General features: G+C 62.3%; 20 protein-coding genes. 9 read left to right on the forward strand and 11 right to left on the reverse strand.

The annotated features are described in order from the left end of the window. On the reverse strand, nucleotides 1-854 hold an 854-nt coding region (locus tag B2V21_RS16985; protein WP_286917474.1), incomplete at its 3' end, for an ABC transporter substrate-binding protein. A gap of 321 nt (nucleotides 855-1,175) precedes the next feature. On the opposite strand from B2V21_RS16985, the gene B2V21_RS16990 reads away from it, so the two are divergent. After that, on the forward strand, nucleotides 1,176-1,907 hold the full coding sequence (locus tag B2V21_RS16990) for a GntR family transcriptional regulator (RefSeq protein WP_286917475.1): 732 nt from the start codon (nucleotides 1,176-1,178) through the stop codon (nucleotides 1,905-1,907). 31 nt (nucleotides 1,908-1,938) lie between these two features. Next, a complete protein-coding gene (locus tag B2V21_RS16995; RefSeq protein WP_286917476.1) occupies nucleotides 1,939-2,673 on the forward strand; it encodes an aspartate/glutamate racemase family protein in 735 nt (244 codons plus the stop codon). A gap of 67 nt (nucleotides 2,674-2,740) precedes the next feature. Here the strand turns inward: B2V21_RS16995 and B2V21_RS17000 are convergent, their stop codons facing one another. Continuing rightward, the gene (locus B2V21_RS17000; RefSeq protein ID WP_286917477.1) at nucleotides 2,741-4,177 is read right to left on the reverse strand and encodes an amidase; all 1,437 of its coding nucleotides are present in this window, start codon (nucleotides 4,175-4,177) and stop codon (nucleotides 2,741-2,743) included. A 322-nt stretch (nucleotides 4,178-4,499) separates the two neighbouring features. On the opposite strand from B2V21_RS17000, the gene B2V21_RS17005 reads away from it, so the two are divergent. From B2V21_RS17005 to B2V21_RS17025, 5 genes are read left to right on the forward strand one after another with little or no spacing between them, the layout of a single operon-like run. Continuing rightward, nucleotides 4,500-5,600 carry an ABC transporter ATP-binding protein gene (locus B2V21_RS17005; protein ID WP_286917478.1) on the forward strand — a complete coding sequence of 367 codons (1,101 nt, stop codon included), beginning with the start codon at nucleotides 4,500-4,502 and terminating at the stop codon, nucleotides 5,598-5,600. Nucleotides 5,601-5,624: 24 nt separating this feature from the next. Further along, complete coding sequence (locus tag B2V21_RS17010) at nucleotides 5,625-6,671, forward strand: ABC transporter substrate-binding protein (RefSeq protein WP_286917479.1); 1,047 nt, start codon at nucleotides 5,625-5,627, stop codon at nucleotides 6,669-6,671. A gap of 44 nt (nucleotides 6,672-6,715) precedes the next feature. Continuing rightward, on the forward strand, nucleotides 6,716-7,573 hold the full coding sequence (locus B2V21_RS17015; protein ID WP_286917480.1) for an ABC transporter permease: 858 nt from the start codon (nucleotides 6,716-6,718) through the stop codon (nucleotides 7,571-7,573). Beyond that, nucleotides 7,570-8,388 (forward strand): ABC transporter permease, encoded by an 819-nt coding sequence (locus tag B2V21_RS17020; protein WP_286917481.1) that lies wholly within the window; start codon nucleotides 7,570-7,572, stop codon nucleotides 8,386-8,388. The genes B2V21_RS17015 and B2V21_RS17020 overlap by 4 nt, the downstream gene beginning before the upstream one ends. A 30-nt stretch (nucleotides 8,389-8,418) precedes the next feature. Further along, nucleotides 8,419-9,096: a GntR family transcriptional regulator gene (locus tag B2V21_RS17025; RefSeq protein ID WP_286917482.1), complete on the forward strand. Its 678-nt coding sequence runs from the start codon at nucleotides 8,419-8,421 to the stop codon at nucleotides 9,094-9,096. Nucleotides 9,097-9,108: 12 nt separating this feature from the next. On the opposite strand, the gene B2V21_RS17030 is transcribed toward B2V21_RS17025, so the two are convergent. Genes B2V21_RS17030 through B2V21_RS17055 form a run of 6 tightly spaced genes read right to left on the reverse strand, consistent with a single transcriptional unit; the run spans nucleotide 9,109 to nucleotide 14,479 of the window. Then, nucleotides 9,109-10,017 (reverse strand): allantoinase PuuE, encoded by a 909-nt coding sequence (locus tag B2V21_RS17030; protein WP_286917483.1) that lies wholly within the window; start codon nucleotides 10,015-10,017, stop codon nucleotides 9,109-9,111. 45 nt (nucleotides 10,018-10,062) lie between these two features. Continuing rightward, nucleotides 10,063-10,920: a MurR/RpiR family transcriptional regulator gene (locus tag B2V21_RS17035; RefSeq protein ID WP_286917484.1), complete on the reverse strand. Its 858-nt coding sequence runs from the start codon at nucleotides 10,918-10,920 to the stop codon at nucleotides 10,063-10,065. A 37-nt stretch (nucleotides 10,921-10,957) separates the two neighbouring features. Next, nucleotides 10,958-12,205: a cysteine desulfurase-like protein gene (locus B2V21_RS17040; protein WP_286917485.1), complete on the reverse strand. Its 1,248-nt coding sequence runs from the start codon at nucleotides 12,203-12,205 to the stop codon at nucleotides 10,958-10,960. 37 nt (nucleotides 12,206-12,242) lie between these two features. After that, nucleotides 12,243-12,977, reverse strand: coding sequence for an amino acid ABC transporter ATP-binding protein (locus tag B2V21_RS17045; RefSeq protein WP_056843248.1), 735 nt, complete (start codon nucleotides 12,975-12,977; stop codon nucleotides 12,243-12,245). After that, on the reverse strand, nucleotides 12,974-13,651 hold the full coding sequence (locus B2V21_RS17050; RefSeq protein ID WP_286917486.1) for an amino acid ABC transporter permease: 678 nt from the start codon (nucleotides 13,649-13,651) through the stop codon (nucleotides 12,974-12,976). The genes B2V21_RS17045 and B2V21_RS17050 overlap by 4 nt, the downstream gene beginning before the upstream one ends. Before the next feature lie 51 nt (nucleotides 13,652-13,702). Then, nucleotides 13,703-14,479: a transporter substrate-binding domain-containing protein gene (locus B2V21_RS17055; protein ID WP_049861031.1), complete on the reverse strand. Its 777-nt coding sequence runs from the start codon at nucleotides 14,477-14,479 to the stop codon at nucleotides 13,703-13,705. A gap of 413 nt (nucleotides 14,480-14,892) precedes the next feature. Here B2V21_RS17055 and B2V21_RS17060 point away from each other — a divergent pair, with 413 nt between their 5' ends. Continuing rightward, a complete protein-coding gene (locus B2V21_RS17060; RefSeq protein ID WP_122741692.1) occupies nucleotides 14,893-15,642 on the forward strand; it encodes an SDR family NAD(P)-dependent oxidoreductase in 750 nt (249 codons plus the stop codon). Between the two features lie 196 nt (nucleotides 15,643-15,838). Here the strand turns inward: B2V21_RS17060 and B2V21_RS17065 are convergent, their stop codons facing one another. Then, entirely contained in the window at nucleotides 15,839-16,762 is a 924-nt protein-coding gene (locus tag B2V21_RS17065; protein WP_286917487.1) for an AraC family transcriptional regulator, read from the reverse strand. Nucleotides 16,763-16,893: 131 nt separating this feature from the next. Here B2V21_RS17065 and B2V21_RS17070 point away from each other — a divergent pair, with 131 nt between their 5' ends. Continuing rightward, entirely contained in the window at nucleotides 16,894-17,880 is a 987-nt protein-coding gene (locus B2V21_RS17070) for a saccharopine dehydrogenase family protein (protein WP_286917488.1), read from the forward strand. A 54-nt stretch (nucleotides 17,881-17,934) separates the two neighbouring features. On the opposite strand, the gene scpB is transcribed toward B2V21_RS17070, so the two are convergent. Beyond that, entirely contained in the window at nucleotides 17,935-18,708 is a 774-nt protein-coding gene (gene scpB / locus B2V21_RS17075) for an SMC-Scp complex subunit ScpB (protein ID WP_286917489.1), read from the reverse strand. Continuing rightward, on the reverse strand, nucleotides 18,705-19,355 hold a 651-nt coding region (locus B2V21_RS17080), incomplete at its 5' end, for a segregation and condensation protein A (protein ID WP_286917490.1). The genes B2V21_RS17080 and scpB, both read right to left, overlap by 4 nt.

Genomic DNA, 19,355 nt, shown 5'->3' on the forward strand with positions numbered 1-19,355 from the left:
TCGACCGCGCCGGCGGCGATGGCCTTGTCCAGCCCGGTGACTTTCTGGATGGTGTCGATGAACAGCGGCTTGTCGTTGGCCATCAGGTCATTGACCTTGACGATGGAACGCACTGTTTCCTCGACGCCCTTGCGGTTGTCCTCGATCACATCGGAGCGGGTAACGATCAGGTTGGTCAACTTGCCAGCAGCCTGATCGTAGGGAAAGTCGAAGAACTTGGCCGCCTTGACCTCGCGGATCTGCGTGGCGAACGGGTCCACCGATGTGATCAGCTCCACTTCGCCGCGGCGCAGTGCCTGCACGTGGTCAGACGGGTTGGGGATGTTGATGAATTGCACATCCTTGTTGATATCGATGCCGTGCTTGAGGAACGCCCCACGCATATGGATATCCTGGGCGTTGCCGCGCGAAGCGGCGACACGGAAAGGCTTGTCTTCGGCCTTGTACTTGTCGATGAGCGCCTTCAAGCCGACCCAGTCGCCTGGCTGCAGCGGCAGGTCGTTGCCCACCAGAATCTGTGAGCCGCCGTTGATCTGCCCGGACACGGCCACCACGTCGAACCCCTTGTCCAGCGCGGTGGCGTAATGCAGGTAGGTGACCTGCGCCACGTCGATGCTCTTGGACAGCAGCGCCGTGAGTACGTCGTTGCCAGTGTTGAAGGCAATGGCGTCGAGTTTCACCCCGGTGGCGTTTTGCGGCGTCAGGGACAACGGCGTGCAGTGGGCGCACTTGGCGTAACCGAGTTTGACCGGTTTGGCTTCGTCGGCATGGGACATGGCCATCATGCCGAGGCTCAACACCAAGGCCGAAACGGCACGCTTGAGCAAGGTAGTGCACGAACGAATAGCTGGCATCGGGCTTCTCCAATTGTCACTAAAGGCTAAGGCTTTGTGGCAAAGAGTTTGCAACCGTTATGCCATGTTTGTGGCACTGGCTGGAAACCGCGTTGGTTTCAAAGCAGGCCTCTGGAGCTCAGGGGCTGCACAGCGGGGCCTCGCTAACCGCACGCAGCGGTTTTCGCGGTCGCACACTGCGCCCGTGAGTACGCGCTGATCATGGCCAGGAAACCGATCGCTGCCCGCCTATGGGTCGCCGTGGTGCATGTTTGGACAACCACACACCATTTTGTGACAATCCGCCATCTGACAGTAACGAAGCTTACGAGGAGCCTTTACGTGCTCGATCAACAAACACTCTCCCCCCGCTCGCGTCGTGTTCGCAGTACTGGGCAGATCCTGGGCACCGGCAGTACCCGCGATGGCATCTACGAGCGCATCCTCAACGCCGTGATGGAGCACCGCCTGATCCCCGGTACCAAGCTGGTGGAGGAGAAGCTGGCCGGGGTGTTCCAGGTCAATCGCACACGCATCCGCGAGGTGCTGGCGCGCCTGGCCCATGAGGGAGTCGTCACCACCATTCCCAATCGGGGTGCGTTCATCGCCAGCCCGTCGGTGGAGGAAGCCCGGCATGTCTTTCAGGCCCGGCGCATTCTGGAGCCGGCGCTGATCCGTAGCCTGGTGGCCAAGGCCGACAGCCAGCAGTTCAGTGGCCTGCACGCCCACGTGGCTGAAGAACGCGCCGCTCGCGAGACAGGCGACAAGCGCGCGGTGATTCGCCTGTCCGGCGAGTTTCATCTGCTGATCGCGCAGATGGTCGACAGCCCACCCCTGGTCAAACTGATGCGCGAGCTGTCCTCGCTGACTTGCCTGATCATTCTGCTGTACGACTCGCCGAACGTGCCTGCCTGCCCCAACCATGAGCACACCGAAATCGTCGAAGCCATGGAGCGAGGCCAGGTCGAGGCAGCCATCGCCTTGATGCTGGGGCACCTGGACCACATCGAGGCGACGCTGGACCTATCGGTTGAAGAAGAAGCCGAAATCGACCTGCAGGCAATTTTCGGCTGACGCCCACGCAACCTGACCGCCAGGAACCGCCATGAGACTGCTGATCATCAATCCCAATATCTCCCACAGTGTCACCGACCTGATCGAGGCAGAAGCGCACCGCACTGCGGCTGCGGATACGCAGATCCAGATGGCGACCGCGGCGAGCGGTGTGGCTTACATCGAGACCCGCTTCGAAGCCCTGCTCGGCGCCCACGCAGCCACAGTGATCGCCGGGGAGCGCCTGGGCAGCTACGACGCAGTACTGGTGGCAGCATTCGGTGATCCCGGGCTGCTTGCGCTCAAGGAGGTACTGGACGTGCCGGTGGTGGGCATGACCGAAGCGGCATTGATGACGGCCGCCCAACTGGGCCAGAGGATCTCGATCATCGCCATCTCCCGGCGTATCACCAGTTGGTACCGTGAGTGCGTGGCACAGAACGGCATGCTCGACCGCCTGGCCAGCATTCGCCATCTGGACCGCCCGTTGCGCGACGCTGGCAGCGTTCAGGAAGATCATGCCGAGCGCCTACTGGAGCTCAGCCACCTGGCGGTGAACGCAGATGGCGCCGACGTGCTGATCCTCGCCGGTGCCCCACTGGCTGGGCTGGCGCGGGGGTTGGCCGGGCGGTTGCCGGTTCCGGTGGTGGACGGCGTGTCGTGCGGCGTGGCCCAGGCGCAGTTGTTGCACCGCCTGCAGGCCGGTCGGGCCACCCAAGGCAGCTTTGCCCGCCCGCCGGCCAAACCCAACCAAGGCTTGCCAGCGGAGTTACAGGCCCTCCTGTAGTGGCGTCCGGGGTGACCGCTGGGTGTCTGCCAAACCGCATGTGCCGCCGACGCGGCTTGCGCCGCTGCTACAGGGGTTGGGGGATACCTTGGTTGCGCAGCATGGGCGCCTCGAACGACAGGCCCAGCACCCGCTCCATTTCCGCGGCGGCCTGAAGCACGCGCCCGTCCATGTAGCGCGCGGCAACCACCTGCAGCCCCACCGGCAGCCCGTGCTTGCCGAAGCCACAAGGCAACGATAGTGCGGGCACCCCGCAGTAGTTGAACACCGGGGTATAACCGGCATGTCCGCGCGGCCCGGCGGGCTGACCGCCAATGGTCGCGGGGCACAATTGCCCCACGGCCCAGGCTTCCACCGGCGCGGTCGGACACAGCAGCAGATCATAGTCGTCGAAGAATGTGGCCAGGCTCAGCGACAGGCCGTTGCGCAATTCCAGCAAGCGGGCCGTGTGTACGCCGGAAAGCGCCCGACCTGTTTCGATCTGCGCCAGGATGTCTGGGTCCAGGCGCTGCAACTGATCATCTGCAAGCCCCCCGAACTGTGCGGCCAAAGCCGTATGCTGCAAGCCCAGCAACGCATAACCTTCCAGGCCGCCTGGCCAGCGGGGACTGGCGATCTCGATGGACCAGCCAGCGCGTTGCAGTGTCGCCAATGCGGCCGCCATGGCCATGGCCACATCGCTGTCCAGCGCCATGCCCAGGCCCAGGTCCGGCGACCAGGCGACCCGCAGCGACCGCTGGTCCCGTGACTGTCGAGCCAGCGACTGGGCACTGAAATGCGGCTGTGACAAGGGGTCGGCGGCGTACCAGGCGAACAGACTGCGAGCCATGAGGGTAACGTCCTCGACATCGCGCCCCAGTTGGCCGATCACCGAGAGCAGATGGTTGGGGTCGGCGAACCCCCAAGGATTGGGTACGGCGCCAAGGCTCGGTTTGAAGCCGACCAGCCCGGTGTGCGCGGCGGGACGCCGCGTGGAGCCACCCGCGTCGGTCGCCAGGGCCAACGGCCCCAATCCGGCCGCCACCGCAGCCACCGCGCCCCCTGACGATCCACCCGGAGTCAGTGCCAGGTTCCACGGGTTGCGGGTGGTGCCGTGCAACGGGTTGGTGGTGATGCCCTTGCAGGCAAACTCGGAACAGTTGGTCATCCCCAGCGCCACCCCGCCCAGCTCGTTCAGGCGTTGCACGCACCAGGAGTCGCGCGGCGCCACGAAGTCGGCAAACACGCTGGAACCGAAAGTCGCCGGTCGGCCGCCCAACCAGAGGTTGTCCTTGACACTGAACGGTACGCCGGCCAAAGGCAGATATTCCTTGGCGGCGACCCGCTGGTCGCTGCTACGCGCTCGAGCCAGCACGTCGGCCCGCTGATAATCGATGAACGCATTGAGCGACGGATTCACCCGCTCGAGACGATCGCACACCGCTGTCGCCACCTCGACCGCGCTTAGCTGACGAGTGTTGACCAGGTGAGCGATCTGCTGCGCCTTGAGACGATGAATATCCATGGGTCACTCCACTGCGAAAGGCTGATACCGCTGTTTCAGCAAGATCCGCGCCGCCGCGCTTAGGTGCCGTAACAGCGGATGCGGGCAAGCAGTTCCGGGCGGCTGGCAAGCAACATAATAGTGAAAACCAGCAGATTGAGCACTGATCCGGTGCAATTCTTATTTCACTATTTTGTGCACAATCCAGATTCCAGGATAGTCCGCACACAACCATCGGTTCATTTAAAACAACGAGTTAAACCGTGCGAAGACCGGCTCTGTCCTGCTTGGCACATGCATTGCTTCGAGCCATATAACCTAGTTCAGCACTGCGAGACCCCGCATGAAGACTGCCACCGCCGGTTTCGACCTTACCCTGGACGACATCTTCCACCAGTACGCCGGCGCCACACCGGCGGTCGACCACATCACCCTGGAAGTGGCTGCCGGCGAGTTGGTCGCGCTGCTGGGGCCGTCCGGCTGTGGCAAGACCACCCTGCTGCGCATCATCGGCGGCTTTCAGCCGCAAACCTCCGGCAAGGTAGTGATTGGTGGCAAGCTCGTCGACCACTTGCCTGCGCATCATCGCGACATCGGCATCGTGTTCCAGAACTACGCCTTGTTTCCTCACTTGAGCGTGGCCGAAAACATTGCCTACGACCTGGACGCTCGCCGCGTTCCACGCGCCCGGCGCAAGCCGCGCATCGATGAAATGCTCGACATGATCCAGCTCGGCCATCTGGCCGATCGCTATCCACGTCAGCTCTCCGGCGGTCAGCAGCAGCGCGTGGCACTGGCCCGGGCATTGGCCGTGGAACCGCGAATCCTGTTGCTCGACGAGCCGTTCTCGGCCTTGGACAAAAGCCTGCGCATGGACATGCAGATCGAGATCAAGCGGCTCCAGCGCCAGTCGGGCGTGACCTGCGTGATGGTCACCCACGATCAGGAAGAAGCACTGTCGATGGCCGACCGTGTGGCGGTGCTGAACGCCGGCCGCCTGGAGCAGTTCGCCGCGCCGTCGAAGATCTACGATTCGCCCAGCAGCCTGTTCGTCAATACCTTCGTCGGCAACGCCAACGTGTTGCCCGGGACCCTGGAAAGCTACGCCGGGGAGTCGGCTCGAGTACGCCTGGCCGACGGCAGCCTGCTGGCCTGCCGCACCCCGCAGGACGCTCGGCCCGGAAGCGCCGTAGTGGCATGCATCCGCCCCGAGAACCTGGAACTGACCACCGCAGGCGACGGGTTTCCCGCCCAGGTCGAACTGGGCCTGCCACTGGGCCCTTCGATCGTCCACGAAATGCTCACGCCCGGCGGACAGCGAATCAAGATCGCTTCGCCACGCGGCCTGGGTGCCGAGCCATTGAAGCCCGGCACTCAGGTGGGCCTGCGGCCTATCAGCGCCCACGCGATCACCACGTTTACCGCGCCCAGCCTGCAGCCCTGAACTGACCCGCACGAGGAATCGACGATGGATATTTCCCGCAGACGCATCATGCAATCCGCCCTGGCCTTGGGCGCACTGCAGCTGTTCCCGCAGCTGACCATGGCTCAAGCGCGCAATCTGGTGTTCGCGACGTTTACCGGCAGTTGGGAAGAAGCCCACAAGGCTGTGCTGGTGCCTGCCGCGCTGGAACACATGAAAGACGCGAACGTCATTCTCGACCCGATGATCTCAGTCGACCAGATTTCCAAGGTCATGGCCTCCCGTGAACATCCGCCTATCGACGTCATGTTGCACGATCCGGGCCCTGCCCTGACCGCCATCGAACAGGGCTTGATCGAGCCCTACCCGGTGGCGGACAGCGCCTACTACCAGCAGTTGATGCCCGAAGCCCAAGATCCGATGGGGCCGAGCATCTTCTATCAGATCGTTGGCCTGACCTATAACCCGGACACCATCCAGACCCCTCCCGACTCCTGGATGGACTTGTGGAAGCCCGAGTACAAGGGCCGGGTAGGCATCACCAACATGAACTCCTCTCTGGGCACCGGCTTCATGGTCGAGCTGGCCAAACTGTATGGCGGCTCGGACAGCAACATCGAGCCGGCCTTTGAACTGCTGACCAAACTCAAGCCCAACCTGGCCGCCGTCGCCGCCAACCCCGGTCAACTGGCTTCGCTGTTCCAGCAGGGCCAGATCGACATCAGCCCGGGCAACTTCAACGCCATCCAGATCCTCAAGGCCCGTGGCGTACCGGTGGAATGGGTGGCGCCCAAGGAAGGCGCGATCGCTTTCAAGACCAGTATCCATATCGTCAAGAACTCACCGAATCGCGATCTGGCTTTCGCCTTGATCGAGGCGTCGATGTCGCCCCAGGTGCAATCGCAGCTGATGGAAGCGCCCTACCTGGTAGTGCCGACCAACATGCAGGTGAAGATGTCTGGCGAGATAGCCGAATCACTGGCCAAGGACCAGGCAGAAATGAAATCCCGGTTTCGCTTTCAGGACTGGAAGGTGATCAATCCGAACCGGGCGGGCTGGATCGAGCGCTTCAACAAGGACATCCAGGTCTGAACCATGCCTGGAGCCATCCCTTCCCGCTGTGAGGAGTCCGGCACGTGAGCGCCCGAAACCATGACGTCACCGTGTACAGCCTGCGCTACGGTCTGCCGTTGGCAGCATTCTTCGTGCTGTTCTTCATCACGCCGCTGTTGTTGCTGGTGCTGGTCAGCCTGCACGACGACACCGCCGTCAGCGTCTGGGGCGTAGCGCAGTACGCGAAGATCTTCGGCGAAGGCCTGGCCTTGCGCGTGCTTGGCGATACCTTGTGGCTCGGCGTGCAGGTTACCGTGCTGTGCCTCGGCCTGGGCTACGCTCTGGCCTGGGCCTACGTGCGCAGCTCGCCGACCACCCAGAAGGTGCTGATGATGATCATCGTCATGCCTCTGCTGACCAGCGTGGTGGTGCGCACCTTCGCCTGGGTGGTGATCCTCGGGCGCCAGGGCATCGTCAACGAACTGCTGCTGGGCTGGGCATGGATCGACAAGCCGCTGCGCCTGCTCTACTCCCGAGAAGGGTTGATCTGGGCGCTGGCCAATGTGCAGTTGCCGCTGATGACCCTGCCCCTGATCACTACCTTGCAGCGCCTGGAAAGCAATCTGGAGGATGCCTCCGCCGCCTTGGGCGCCAATGCCTGGCGCACCTTCCGGCGGATCACCGTGCCGCTGTCGCTGCCGGGCATCATCGCCGGCAGCCTGCTGACCTTCTCGGCGACCATCACCGCCTTCATCACCCAGTCTCTGGTGGGCGGCGGGCAGATGCTGTTCATGCCGATGTACATCTACCAGCAGGCGTCGTCCCTGCAGAACTGGCCATACGCGGCGGCTATCTCACTGGTGTTTCTGGTGGCCGTGATCGGCTGCGTGACGCTGTTGAGCTACCTGGGCCGCCTCAGCAAGGGGTACGCAACCACATGAGCATGGGACGTCGCAACGACCTGTCTGATATCGTCCTCAAGGCCACACTCTATCTGGTGGCCTGGGCCGCCTTGATTCTGCTGTTGGCGCCTACGCTTATCGTGCTGATCGTCTCGTTCACCGACAGCTATTCACTGCGCTTTCCGCCCCAAGGCTTCTCGACACGCTGGTATGTCGCCCTGCTCAAGGCGTTCACCCTGCATTTCGCGGCGTGGAACAGTTTTCTGGTGGCGTCGATGACCACGCTCTTGTGTGTGGTCATGGGCACTGCCGCCTCGCTGGCAATCGCCCGTTCCACAAGCAAGACAGCGCGCTGCCTCGACGCGCTGTTCATGTCGCCATTGATTCTGCCGGGGCTGGCGTTCGGCTTGTCGGCGCTGATCTTTTTCAGCGAGCTGGGCGTGCCGGTGTCGATGACCACGCTGGTGATCGGTCACACCGTGGTCTGCGTACCCTACGTCATCCGAACCACCTCTTCGGCGCTGATGCAATTACCGCCGACGCTGCTGGAAAGCGCGGCCAGCCTGGGATCCTCGAGAGCTCACGCGTTGCGGCGCATTACCTTGCCGTTGATTGCGCCGGGCATCGCGGCCGGGGCATTCATTGCGTTCATGTCGTCGTTCGATAACACTGCCGTCTCGCTGTTCCTGCGCGACGCGCGCACCGACATGCTGCCGATCCGCATGTGGCAGGACCTGGAGAGCAAGCTGGACGTCACCATCGCCGCTCTGTCCAGCGTGCTGGTCATTGTCACCCTGGTGATGATGATCGTGATGGAAAAATTGACCGGCATCAGCCGACGCATCCGCGGGTGACCGCGGGCAAGGGTACGTCAGGAAACGGATATGGATCTGAGCACACCACAGGATGCCGACGGCATCGCCGAACACATCACCATCGCCATCATGGAGCACCGCCTGCCGCCGGGTATCAAGCTGGCCGAGGAGAAGCTGGCGATCGCTTTCGGCGTGGGTCGCAACAAGATCCGCCAGGCCTTGATGGCGCTCGCCAAGGAAGGTCTGGTCAAGCTCCACCCCAACCGCGGCGCGTTCGTCACCAGCCCCACCGTGCAGGAAACCCGCGACCTGTTCGCCACCCGCCGGCTGCTGGAACCGGAGATCCTTCGCAACGTCATCCATCGCTCGACCAAGGCCCAACGCAAGCCACTGCATGCACACCTGAAAAAGGAGGCCATGGCGCGCAAGAACCAGGACCGCCGCGCGCTGATCAAGCTGTCCGGCGATTTCCACAGCCTGCTGGCCGAGATCGCCGGCAACAGCTTCATTACCCGCATCATGCGCCAGTTGTGTCCGGTCACCTCACTGATGCATGCACTCTACGATGGTCCGCAGATGCACGCCTGCCCGGAGGACGAACACGGTGCAATCGTTGCCGCCATCGAAGCGCAGGACGAGGAACGCGCCATTGCCCTGATGCTGCATCACCTCGCCCACGTGGAAAGCGTGCTGGACCTGAGCCAGGAACAGCACAGCGCGATCAGGTGGGAGAGTGTCTTCGGGTAAAGAGAGCCGCTTTCACACTGCGGCGGCGTCACGTTCCAGCCAGGCCTGGGCGATCTGTTCGCGGGTGGCGAACCAGACGCCTTCGTGGCCCTGGGCGTATTCGATGAACTTCTGCAGGGCGCGCACCCGGCCTGGGCGGCCGACCATGCGTGGATGCAGGCCGACGGACATCATGCGCAGACCGTTCGCGGACTCCTCGTGCAGCACCTCGAAGCTTTCCTTCATGTACTCGAGAAAATCCGAAGCCTGGGAGAGGCCCGGTGAATTCCAGTAACGGAAATCGTTGACGTCACTGGTGTACGGCACCACCAGGTGGCGTTTGCCTTCCACGTCGACGAAGTACGGCACGTCATCGTTGTAGGCGTCCGAGTCGTAGAGAAACCCACCCTCCTCGGCCACCAGGCGACGGGTCCGCACGCTGGCGCCATAGCGGCAGTACCAGCCCACCGGGCGCTTGCCGCAGGTGCGCTGGAAGGATTCGATGGCCAGGCGAATGTGCTCGCGCTCCTGCGCCTCGGTGAGGCGGAACACTTCCTCCCAGCGATAGCCATGGCTGCACACCTCATGGCCCAGCTCGACCGCCGCGCGGGCCACGTCTGGATTCTGTTCGAACGCCACCGCGCAGGCATGGAAGGTGGACGGCACGTTGGCCTTCTGCAAGATCTCCAGAATCCGCCAGATGCCGACCCGCGAGCCGTATTCGTACATCGATTCCATGGCCAGGTTGCGCACGCCATCGGGAAACTGATAGCTGCCCCACTCGGTCATGCTTTCCTGATCGGGATCACCCATGGCCAGGGAGCGCTCGGAGCCTTCCTCGTAGTTGATGACCAGACTGATCGCCAGTCGGGCACCATTGGGCCAAGTACCTTGAGGACGTTGCTGGCCATAACCGACCAGATCTCTGAGGGGGAATGTCACGGTACGGCTCTCCAGCAGGTTGGGCAAAAAGCCGGGCCTGGGGCCTCAGCAGTCGATGTCTTTCAGGGCTTCATGGTCGCGGCCATCGCCGAAGGCCAGGCCCATGGCCAGAGTCTGGGCGACGCAGAACGCCGCGGTCAGCGAGCGGAAACCGAGCAGCTCGGCGTCGTCGACTTCGATCATCACCGCAGCGCACTGGCCGATCGGGCTCAGCAGGCTGTCGGTGATGGCCACGATCGGCGTGCCGGCCGCGACTGCCTGATTGCAGGCGTCGATGGTTTCCTGGGCATAGGGCGGAAAGCTGACGGCCACCAGCACGTCTTCGCCATGCAGCGCCCCCACCTGCTCGCGCAGGCTGCCGCCCAGACCGCTGATGTGCACGGCGCGGCGGCCGACCCGGCTCAAGGCATAGCTGAGGTACGCGGCCATGGGAAACGAACGGCGCATGCCGACCACGAAGGTGGTTCGCGCCTGTTGCAGCAGGGCGATGGCCTGTTCCAGCGCCTGCACCTGCTGCCCTTCGGCGAGGTGTTCGAGGGAGACGATATTGGCCCGGCTGAAGGCGCCCAGCATGGCGCCCACGTCGGTCGGATCGTCCAGCAGCTGTTCGCCGCGGTAGTGACGGATACGCTCCTTGAAGCTGCCCTGCCCGGCCTTTTCCAACGGCGCCTTGCACACGCGCTGCAGGTCGCTGAAGCCACCGTAGCCCAAGGCCTGAGCCAGGCGAATGAACGCCGAAGCGGGAATCTGCGAACGCGCGGCCAGGGCGGCGACCGTGTTGAGCGCCACGTCATGGGGGTGCTCGATCACGTACTGCGCGGCATCGCGCATGCGCGCGGTGAGTTTGTCCTGGCCGACGGCGATGGCGCTGCGCAGCTCTTCAAGGGTGTGCGGTAATGGCATGGGTCTGTGGCTCGATAGCTCGGTGGCTCGATGACGGTCAGCGGGGACGCAGTTCTGCGATGGCGTGGACCAGGCATTCCACCAGTCGGGTCATTTCGTCGACGGTGTTGTAGTGCGCGATGGAAACGCGCACCACCCCGCCCTGAGGCGCCAGGCCCAGTGCTTCGATCAAGTGACGGGCGTAGAAGTCACCAAAACGGATGCCCAAACGCGCAGCATCGACACGACGCACGATCGCTTCGGACTGCACGCCCTCGACCACGAAGCTGATGGTCGGCACCCGGTCACCTGCGGTGACGCGCGGCTTGCCGATGATGCGCACGCCGTCGGCCTCGCGCAGATAGCCCAAAAGGATCTCGGCCAGCACGTTCTCCTGCACTTCGAACGCATCGAAGGCCGCCTGCATGATCTGCCGCTCGCTGCCTTCGCCGCCCAGACGGCGGCCGATGTCCAGCAGGTAGTCGCTGATGCCGATGCAGCCATAGGACAGCTCGTAGTTGACGTTGCCCGGCTGCAGTTTGTACGGCAGCACCTCCTGGCCGATGAAGAAATGGTTGAGGCTGGGCAACTCCAGCAACAGCTCGCGCTTGCCCCACAGCACGGCGAAATGGGGACCGAAGACCTTGTAGAAACTGAAGACGTAGTAGTCGGCGCCACTGGCCTGCACGTCCACCAGACGGTGCGGCGCGTACGCCACCGCGTCCACCACCAGCTTCGCACCGCAGGCATGCACGCGCTCGGCGACCTGCGCGACCGGGTTGACGCTGCCCAGAATGTTCGACGCGTGGGTCATCGCCACGTAACGGGTGCGCGGTCCCAGCAGGGCTTGGAGGTCCTGCAGTTCCAGCTCCAGACTGGACGGATCCACCGACCACACGCGCAACGTGGCCCCGCGTTCTTCGCACAGGCGCTGCCAAGGGCCGATGTTGGCTTCGTGATCGCTGTGGGTGACGATGATCTCGTCGCCCGCCCCGATCGAGGGTGCAATCGCCCGTGCCAGCAATTGCAGCAGCAGCGTGGTCGAGCCGGCCATCACGCACTCTTCCGAGTGACGAGCATTGATCAGCTGGGCCACCGAGGCACGTGCTTCGAGCACTTTCTCGCCGGCCTGCACCGACGGCGCGTAGGAGGCGCCCAACTGCACAGCATGGTTGAGCAGGTAGTGGCTGATGCGCTCGGCCACTGGCTTGAGCACTGCCGAACCGCCGGCATTGTCCAGGTAGCCGTAGCCGTCGGCGAGTGCAGGGAATTGGCGACGAACGTAGTCGATATCGAGGGCAGTCAAAGTGAGTCTCCCGGTTGCTTGTCAGGGGTCAAGCCTGTCAGTGATGCAGGATGGCCTGCAGGAACGCCTGAGTTCGCGGTTCCTGCGGCGCGGTGAAGAATGCCTGCGGAGCGTTCTGTTCGATGATGCGGCCGGTTTCCATGAAGATCACCCGGTCGGCGACCTTGCGCGCGAAGCCCATCTCGTGGGTCACCACGATCATGGTCACACCGGACCGGGCCAGGTTCTGCATCACGTCGAGCACTTCGCCGACCATCTCCGGGTCCAGTGCCGAGGTGGGTTCGTCGAACAGGATCACTCGCGGCTCCATGGCCATGGTCCGGGCAATCGCGACCCTTTGCTGCTGGCCGCCGGACAATTGACTGGGGTACTTGTCGGCGTGGCTGCCCATGCCGACCTTCTCCAGCAACAGTCGCGCGCGCTCCTGTGCGTCGCGTCGATTCATGCCGCGCACCCGCACCGGTGCCAAGGCCACGTTAGCCAGCACCGTGAGGTGGGGATAGAGGTTGAAGTTCTGAAAGACCATGCCCACTTCGCAGCGGATACCGGCGAGCTTGGCGCCGTTTTCCACGCGCTGCCCGGACACCCGGATGTCGCCGCCCTGATAGGGTTCGAGCAGGTTGATGCAGCGGATCAGGGTGGACTTGCCCGACCCCGACGGACCGAGGATCACCACCACCTCGCCCTGGGCGACGGTCAGGTTGATATCGGTGAGGGCTTGGAAAGGTCCGTAGAACTTGTCCAGCCGTTCGATTTCGATGACGTTGCTCATGCGCGCTTGCCTCCGTTGCCGTTGCGCCGCTCGACCCAACTGACCAGTTGCACCAGGGGCAGCAGCAACAACAGGTACATGATCGCCGCCCCCACCAGCGGTGTAGGGTTGGCCGACAGCGCCTGGGCCTGGGTGGCCTGCTTGAGCAGGTCGGGCATGGCCACCACCGAAGCCAGGGCGGTGTCCTTCATGACGTTGATGCAGTTGCTGGTCATCGGCGGCAGAACGATGCGCATGGCCTGGGGCAGGATCACGTCGCGCATGGTGTTGAAGAAACTCATGCCCTGGGAGGCCGCCGCTTCGAACTGCCCCTTGGGAATGGCCTCGATGCCGGAGCGGAATATCTCCGCCGAGTAGGCACACGACACCAGCGACAGCGCGGCCACCGCAGCGGCGAAGGACGACAGCCGAATGCCGACAAAGGGCAAGGCGTAGTAGATCAGCACCAGCAGCACCAGCAGCGGGATCGAGCGCAGCACGTCGATGTAGACCCGCGCCAGCCAGCGCACGGGGGTGTAGCCATACAGCCTGAGCATGGCCAGCAGCAACCCGCCGACCAGGCCCAGCACGATACTCACCACGCCCAGCACAATGGTCACGCCAAGGCCGCGCAGCATCAACGGCAGCGCATCGACGAACACGTCCCAGTTGAAGAAAGTGTGTAGCAACTCCATGAACGGATCCCTTGGTCGTGAGCCGGTAGCGGGCGGGGCGAAAGGCTGAACTTACTTGGGTACGTCGACGACCTTCACGGTGCTGGAGTCGTCTGCGGCAGCTGCCCCGAACCACTTCTTGTGCAGGTCGGCGATCACGCCGTCTTTTTTCATCTCGCTGATGATGGTGTTCACGCGCTCGCCTTCGGCCCAGCCCTTGGCGTGCATCAGTGAGTACTTCTCGCCGGTGGGGATGCGCGCGACCACGGCATACTGCGGCTTGTCCTTGATGTAATAGAGCACGGCGGGAATGTCGCTGATGTAGCCGTCCATGCGCCCGGACGCCAGGTCGAGCATGGCCGGCGACAACCCTTCGTAGCGCGAGATGTCCTTGAACTTGTACTCACCCTGGTGCTGGGCGGCCCACATGTCGCCGGTCGAACCGGTGTCCACGCCCACCACCTTGCCGCTCATGTCGGCCAGGCCCTTGATGCCGGACTTGGTCAGTACCGAGAGCGACTGGTCGCTGTCGTAGTACGGCTGGGCGAACCCGACCGATTCCAGGCGTTTGGGGGTGATGGTGATCGAAGAAATGGCGATGTCCGCGCGCTTGGACTGCACGGCGCTGAACAGACCGTTGAAAGGAATGTTGACGAACTCCACGGTCTTGCCGGCGCGCTTGGCGACTTCCTTCACCACATCGACTTCGAAACCGACGATGTCGCCCTTGGCGTCCTGGAACTCCCAAGGGACGTTGCCGACGTTGGCACCGACGGTCCAATCGGCAGCCAGTGCCGAGGCCGAAAACGCAGTGGCCACAGCCATGCTCAAAAGTACTTTCACGCTCATGTCCAGCTCCCCGATTCACGTCAGTGCCAATGGCGGCCTGGGTACTTGCGCAGGCCTGTCGTGAACGAGACTAGGAGCAAGAATCAAATAATTCAAGGTTTAATTTTAATGAATTAAATGCTCCATAGAAGGGCGATGCATGCCCGCATTGGTGCAGGCCACAAAGTCAGAAAACGAGCGGCGCGCAGAGCAGCGGCAAGGTCCTGCACGTCTCACGTGCACTCAAGCGGAGCATGGGCCAGGGTATTCCCAAAGCGTCGCGTAAGCGCTCTGATAAGAACAGGCAAGGATTGGATAGGAACCGGCAAAGGTTTGCTCGGACGTTGATTGAATACTGTTGGTAGGCGCAAAGGTCTGAACCCTTGACCGCAGCGAGCATTGCAAATCATCAGTCAACTCGAGAAGGTCACCCCATGAAACTTGAAGGAAAGATTGCCGTTGTCACCGGCGCCTCCAAAGGTATCGGCGCGGGGATCGCAAAAGCGTTAGCCGCGCAAGGCGCTACGGTGGTTATCAATTACGCTTCAAGCAAGCCGGAGGCAGACGCAGTTGTTGCTTTCATCCAGGAAAAAGGCGGCACAGCCATCGCGGTTCAAGCGGACATGAGCAAAGGCGCTGATGTATCGCGCTTGTTCGAAACTGTTGCCACTGAGTTCGGCACACTGGATATCCTGGTGAATAACGCAGGTGTTGCGGTGTTTCAGATGATTGAGGACCTTACCGAGGACGCGTTCCATCATCAATTCAATGTCAACGTTCTGGGCTATCTGCTAGCAGTCCGTGAGGCGGTGAAACTGTTTGACGGCAAGGGCAGCGTTATCAATATCAGCTCTATCCTGAGCACCGATCCGTACTTGGCATCGAGCGTCTATTCGGCAACCAAGGGGGCTGTGGACACGTTGACCTTTGCCTTGGCGCGCGAACTCGGCGCGAAAGGCATCCGCGTCAATTCTATCCTGCCCGGTCACACCAATACGCCGCTCACCAAAGGCAATTTCGACGGTGAGTTCGGTGAAAAACTGATCGCCGGCACGCCGCTAGGCCGCTTTGGCGAGCCAGAAGATATCGCGCCTTTGGCCGTCTTCCTGGCGTCCGAGGACTCGCACTGGGTGACGGGTGAATCGATCCGGGCATCGGGTGGCGTGCGTGGAGTTGGTTACTAACGCCACCCTGTACGCAACAGGCGCAACCCGTGTGCGCCTGTATTGCCAGCAGGCTTCAATCATGACCCAAACAGTTCGAGTGGATTCAATCACCAACTGAGCATTGACCCCTGCTCTGGCGCCATGGAGTGCAGTGGCCGCCATCGACATGGGTGCTTTTGCGCTGGTCACGGTGGAATTCCTGCCCGCGGGCTTGCTATCGCACCTGAATCGCTCGATCGGCTCTGAGCGGGCTGAGTTCGGCTTGAATTCTGGCGGTATCTCGCGCAGGCGGCAGACCGAAAACACGCGTGTAGTCACGGGTAAACTGGCTGACACTTTCATAGCCCACTTCGAAAGCGGCGCTGCTGACGCTGCCGGGGTTGGTCATCATCAGGGTTCGCGCCTGGAGTAACCGAACTCGCTTCTGATACTGCAATGGACTTAGAGTAGTGATGGATTTGAAGTGGCGATGAAACGCCGACACGCTCATGGCGGCTTTGCTGGCAAGGGTCTCTACGCGGATAGGATCGGCAAAGTCTTTGCGTATGTGCTGAATCGCCACACTGACCTTGGCCATAGCGGTGTTCGGCGCAGCGATGTCTCGTAACATCCAGCCGTGAGGCCCTTGTAACACCCGAAAGAGAATTTCACGCTCGTAGATCGGGGCCAAGGCCGCGACCTCATCAGGCGTCTCCATCAAGCCCAACATCCGCACCCACGCATCCATCAATTTCGGCGTAACGGCTGCAACTGAAAACCCTGCGTTGTCTTCGAAGATCTCGGTGCTTTTGGGCAAATCAGATATCAATGTGGAAAGCACCGTCGGATCGAGTGTCAGGCTGACAGCAAGGTACGGCTCCCCGGTCGATGCGGGATGCAAGGTACCCACAGCGGGCAAATCGACTGACATCACAAAGTACGTGGCCGGGTCATAGCGCAAAGTACGTTCGCCAACGGTCATTGCTTTGCTGCCCTGCAAAATGAGGTTGACCATGGGCGCGTATACGGCGGCCAGCAAATGCTTGGGAACATCCCCCTGAATCATCGAGACCCGGGGAATGCCTGTTTCAGTCATGCGGTTCCCTGCCTTCGAAGCCAGACGTCGCAGCTCTTTCAGTAGTGCGTCCTTGGCCAACATGGTGATCTCCGTCGTTTTTGCGTTACAAGCGAAAGGTAGGAACAGGCAAGTACGGGGTAGGAAGGCCTTCGCCCGCGCCCATGCCACACTCTACTGTGGTAACTCATCCAAACCACAGCGGAACCATCCTCATGGGCACACTTTTGATCTACGGGGCGACTGGCTATACCGGCCGCATGGCGGCAGAACGCGCTAAGGTGCTGGGACTGAATTTCGAAATCGCCGGGCGTGACGCCGCGCCGTTGAAGGCGCTTTCTATACAGCTAGGCGTACCGTACAGGGTATTCACCCTCAATGAACGACCCGAACGGTATTTGGATAGCATCTCTGTCCTGCTGAACTTCGCGGGGCCTTTCGCGCAAACGGCAGAAGCCCTGATGAATGCCTGCATCAACGCCGGCGTCGACTATCTTGATATCACCGCAGAGATCAACGTTTACCGCCTTGCGGAAAGGTTTGGTGCCGAGGCAGCAAAGTCCGATGTCATGTTGCTGCCAGGCGTTGGCTGGGACGTTGCGACGACTGACAGTTTGGCAGTGCATGTCGCGGCACGGGTCGCCAAGCCGCATGCCCTGAGCATAGCGCTGCAAGTACCTGGCTCCATGTCGCGTGGTTCTGCTAAAAGCGTCAGCGAAATTATCGGCGCAGGCCCGTTGTCGCGAGTGGACGGCGAACTGGTTTCAACGCCAGAAACACAACCGCGTTACTTCGATTTTGGCGACGGTCCTGTGCTCTGTGCACCGTTGCCATTTGGTGACCTGGTGACTGCATGGCACTCCACAGGCATCGCCAATATCGCCATGTACGTACATATTTCCGGTGAGGCCTTTCCCGAGGGTGATCTCGCGCAGTTGGCCGACGGGCCCGACGTCGCACATCGTGATGCGCACAAAGCCCGCGCAGTGGCCGAAGTTGTGGGGGCCTACGGGGAAATGGCGCGCTCGCGGATCGAAACCGTCAACGGCTATTCCTTTACCCCTGTCGCCGCAGTGGAAGCGGCGCGGCGGGTGATGGAGGGTGAACGGCAGGCGGGATTCGAGACTGCCGCGCGATTGTTCGGCGGTGGATTCGCAGAAACCATCGCAGGCACAACAATCACCGATGAAGCAGTCGTATGACGCACAAGCGATCGGAGGCGTGCGGCCACCTGCACTAGAGGGCTCACCGCAGATTCAACGCTCGTCGTCGGTCTGCGTCGAGTCGTTCGTCTGCGCAGGATCTTCGAGCAGATCATCGAAGTCGATCTTGAGCCCCTGCTCCATCGAATCGAGTTCCACCAGCAACGAGCGGAAGCTGGTCTCGTCCTTGGGCGGTGCCTCGCCCTCACCCTCGGCACTGGCATCGGCCAACGCCTGCAGATGGGCAGGCACCGGCGCGTCTTCGTCGTGGTCGTCGAGGACCGACTCGGGTTCCATCTCGCGCAGAACCGCCAGCGGCGGCAATTCGTCGAGACTCTTGAGGTTGAAGTGATCGAGAAACGCCTTGGTGGTGGCGAACATCGCCGGCCGGCCCGGCACGTCGCGATAACCCACCACACGGATCCACTCACGCTCCACCAGGGTCTTGACGATATTGCTGTTCACCGCCACGCCGCGCACGTCTTCGATCTCGCCGCGGGTGATGGGTTGGCGATAGGCGATCAGGGCCATGGTCTCCAGCAGGGCACGGGAATAGCGCTGCGGCCGTTCTTCCCAGAGCCGGCCGACCCAGGGCGCGTACTTCTCGCGGATCTGCAGGCGGTAGCCGGACGCTACCTCGACCAGTTCGAACGCGCGCTTCTCGCAGGATTTGGTCAGGACTTCAAGGGCCTTCTTGAACACCGCCGGCTCCGGCCGCTCGGCCTCCTCGAACAGCTCATGGAGGCGTTCCAGGGACTGGGGTTTTCCGGAGGCCAGCAGAAAGGCTTCAAGCAGCGGCGCCAGATCGCGCGGGTCAGTCAAGTTCATTGTTCGGCTCGGGCACGCACATGGATAGCGGCAAAGGCGTCATTCTGCACCAGTTCGATCAGTTGCTCCTTCACCAGTTCGAGGATGGCCATGAAGGTCACCACCACGCCGAGCTTGCCTTCCTCGACACCGAACAGCTCGACGAAAGGCACGAAGCCGCCACCGCGCAGGCGTTCGAGCACCTGGCTCATGCGCTCGCGGGTCGACAGCGCCTCACGGCTGACCTGGTGGCTTTCGAACATGTCGCTGCGCCGCAACACGTCGGCCATGGACATCAGCAGCTCTTCCAGGCTGACCTCGGGCAGCAGCTTGCGCACCTTGGCCTGGGGCGCATCGAGCTTGGGCACGTAGAGATCACGGCCCACCCGCTTGAGGGTGTCGATCCCTTCGGCGGCCGCCTTGAAGCGCTCGTATTCCTGCAGGCGGCGAATCAGCTCGGCACGCGGATCGTGCTCTTCGTCCTCGACCACGGCGCTGCGCGGCAGCAACATGCGCGACTTGATCTCGGCGAGCATGGCGGCCATCACCAGGTACTCGGCGGCCAGCTCCAGGCGTACGCTCTTCATCAACTCGACGTAGCCCATGTACTGACGGGTAATCTCCGCCACGGGAATATCGAGGATGTCGATGTTCTGCTTGCGGATCAG

Origin of the sequence: Pseudomonas sp. UBA6276 (assembly GCF_002438365.1) — a bacterium.
In the GTDB taxonomy this organism is placed as follows: domain Bacteria; phylum Pseudomonadota; class Gammaproteobacteria; order Pseudomonadales; family Pseudomonadaceae; genus Aquipseudomonas; species Aquipseudomonas coleopterorum.

Coding starts and splice junctions, on each gene's coding strand:
- B2V21_RS17055 (WP_049861031.1), bottom strand. CDS start 14,479: ATGAGCGTGAAAGTACTTTTGAGCATGGCTGTGGCCACTGCGTTTTCG.
- B2V21_RS17025 (WP_286917482.1), top strand. CDS start 8,419: ATGGATCTGAGCACACCACAGGATGCCGACGGCATCGCCGAACACATC.
- B2V21_RS17000 (WP_286917477.1), bottom strand. CDS start 4,177: ATGGATATTCATCGTCTCAAGGCGCAGCAGATCGCTCACCTGGTCAAC.
- B2V21_RS17020 (WP_286917481.1), top strand. CDS start 7,570: ATGAGCATGGGACGTCGCAACGACCTGTCTGATATCGTCCTCAAGGCC.
- B2V21_RS17070 (WP_286917488.1), top strand. CDS start 16,894: ATGGGCACACTTTTGATCTACGGGGCGACTGGCTATACCGGCCGCATG.
- B2V21_RS17060 (WP_122741692.1), top strand. CDS start 14,893: ATGAAACTTGAAGGAAAGATTGCCGTTGTCACCGGCGCCTCCAAAGGT.
- B2V21_RS17035 (WP_286917484.1), bottom strand. CDS start 10,920: ATGCCATTACCGCACACCCTTGAAGAGCTGCGCAGCGCCATCGCCGTC.
- B2V21_RS17045 (WP_056843248.1), bottom strand. CDS start 12,977: ATGAGCAACGTCATCGAAATCGAACGGCTGGACAAGTTCTACGGACCT.
- scpB (WP_286917489.1), bottom strand. CDS start 18,708: ATGAACTTGACTGACCCGCGCGATCTGGCGCCGCTGCTTGAAGCCTTT.
- B2V21_RS17010 (WP_286917479.1), top strand. CDS start 5,625: ATGGATATTTCCCGCAGACGCATCATGCAATCCGCCCTGGCCTTGGGC.
- B2V21_RS16995 (WP_286917476.1), top strand. CDS start 1,939: ATGAGACTGCTGATCATCAATCCCAATATCTCCCACAGTGTCACCGAC.
- B2V21_RS17005 (WP_286917478.1), top strand. CDS start 4,500: ATGAAGACTGCCACCGCCGGTTTCGACCTTACCCTGGACGACATCTTC.
- B2V21_RS17050 (WP_286917486.1), bottom strand. CDS start 13,651: ATGGAGTTGCTACACACTTTCTTCAACTGGGACGTGTTCGTCGATGCG.
- B2V21_RS17065 (WP_286917487.1), bottom strand. CDS start 16,762: ATGTTGGCCAAGGACGCACTACTGAAAGAGCTGCGACGTCTGGCTTCG.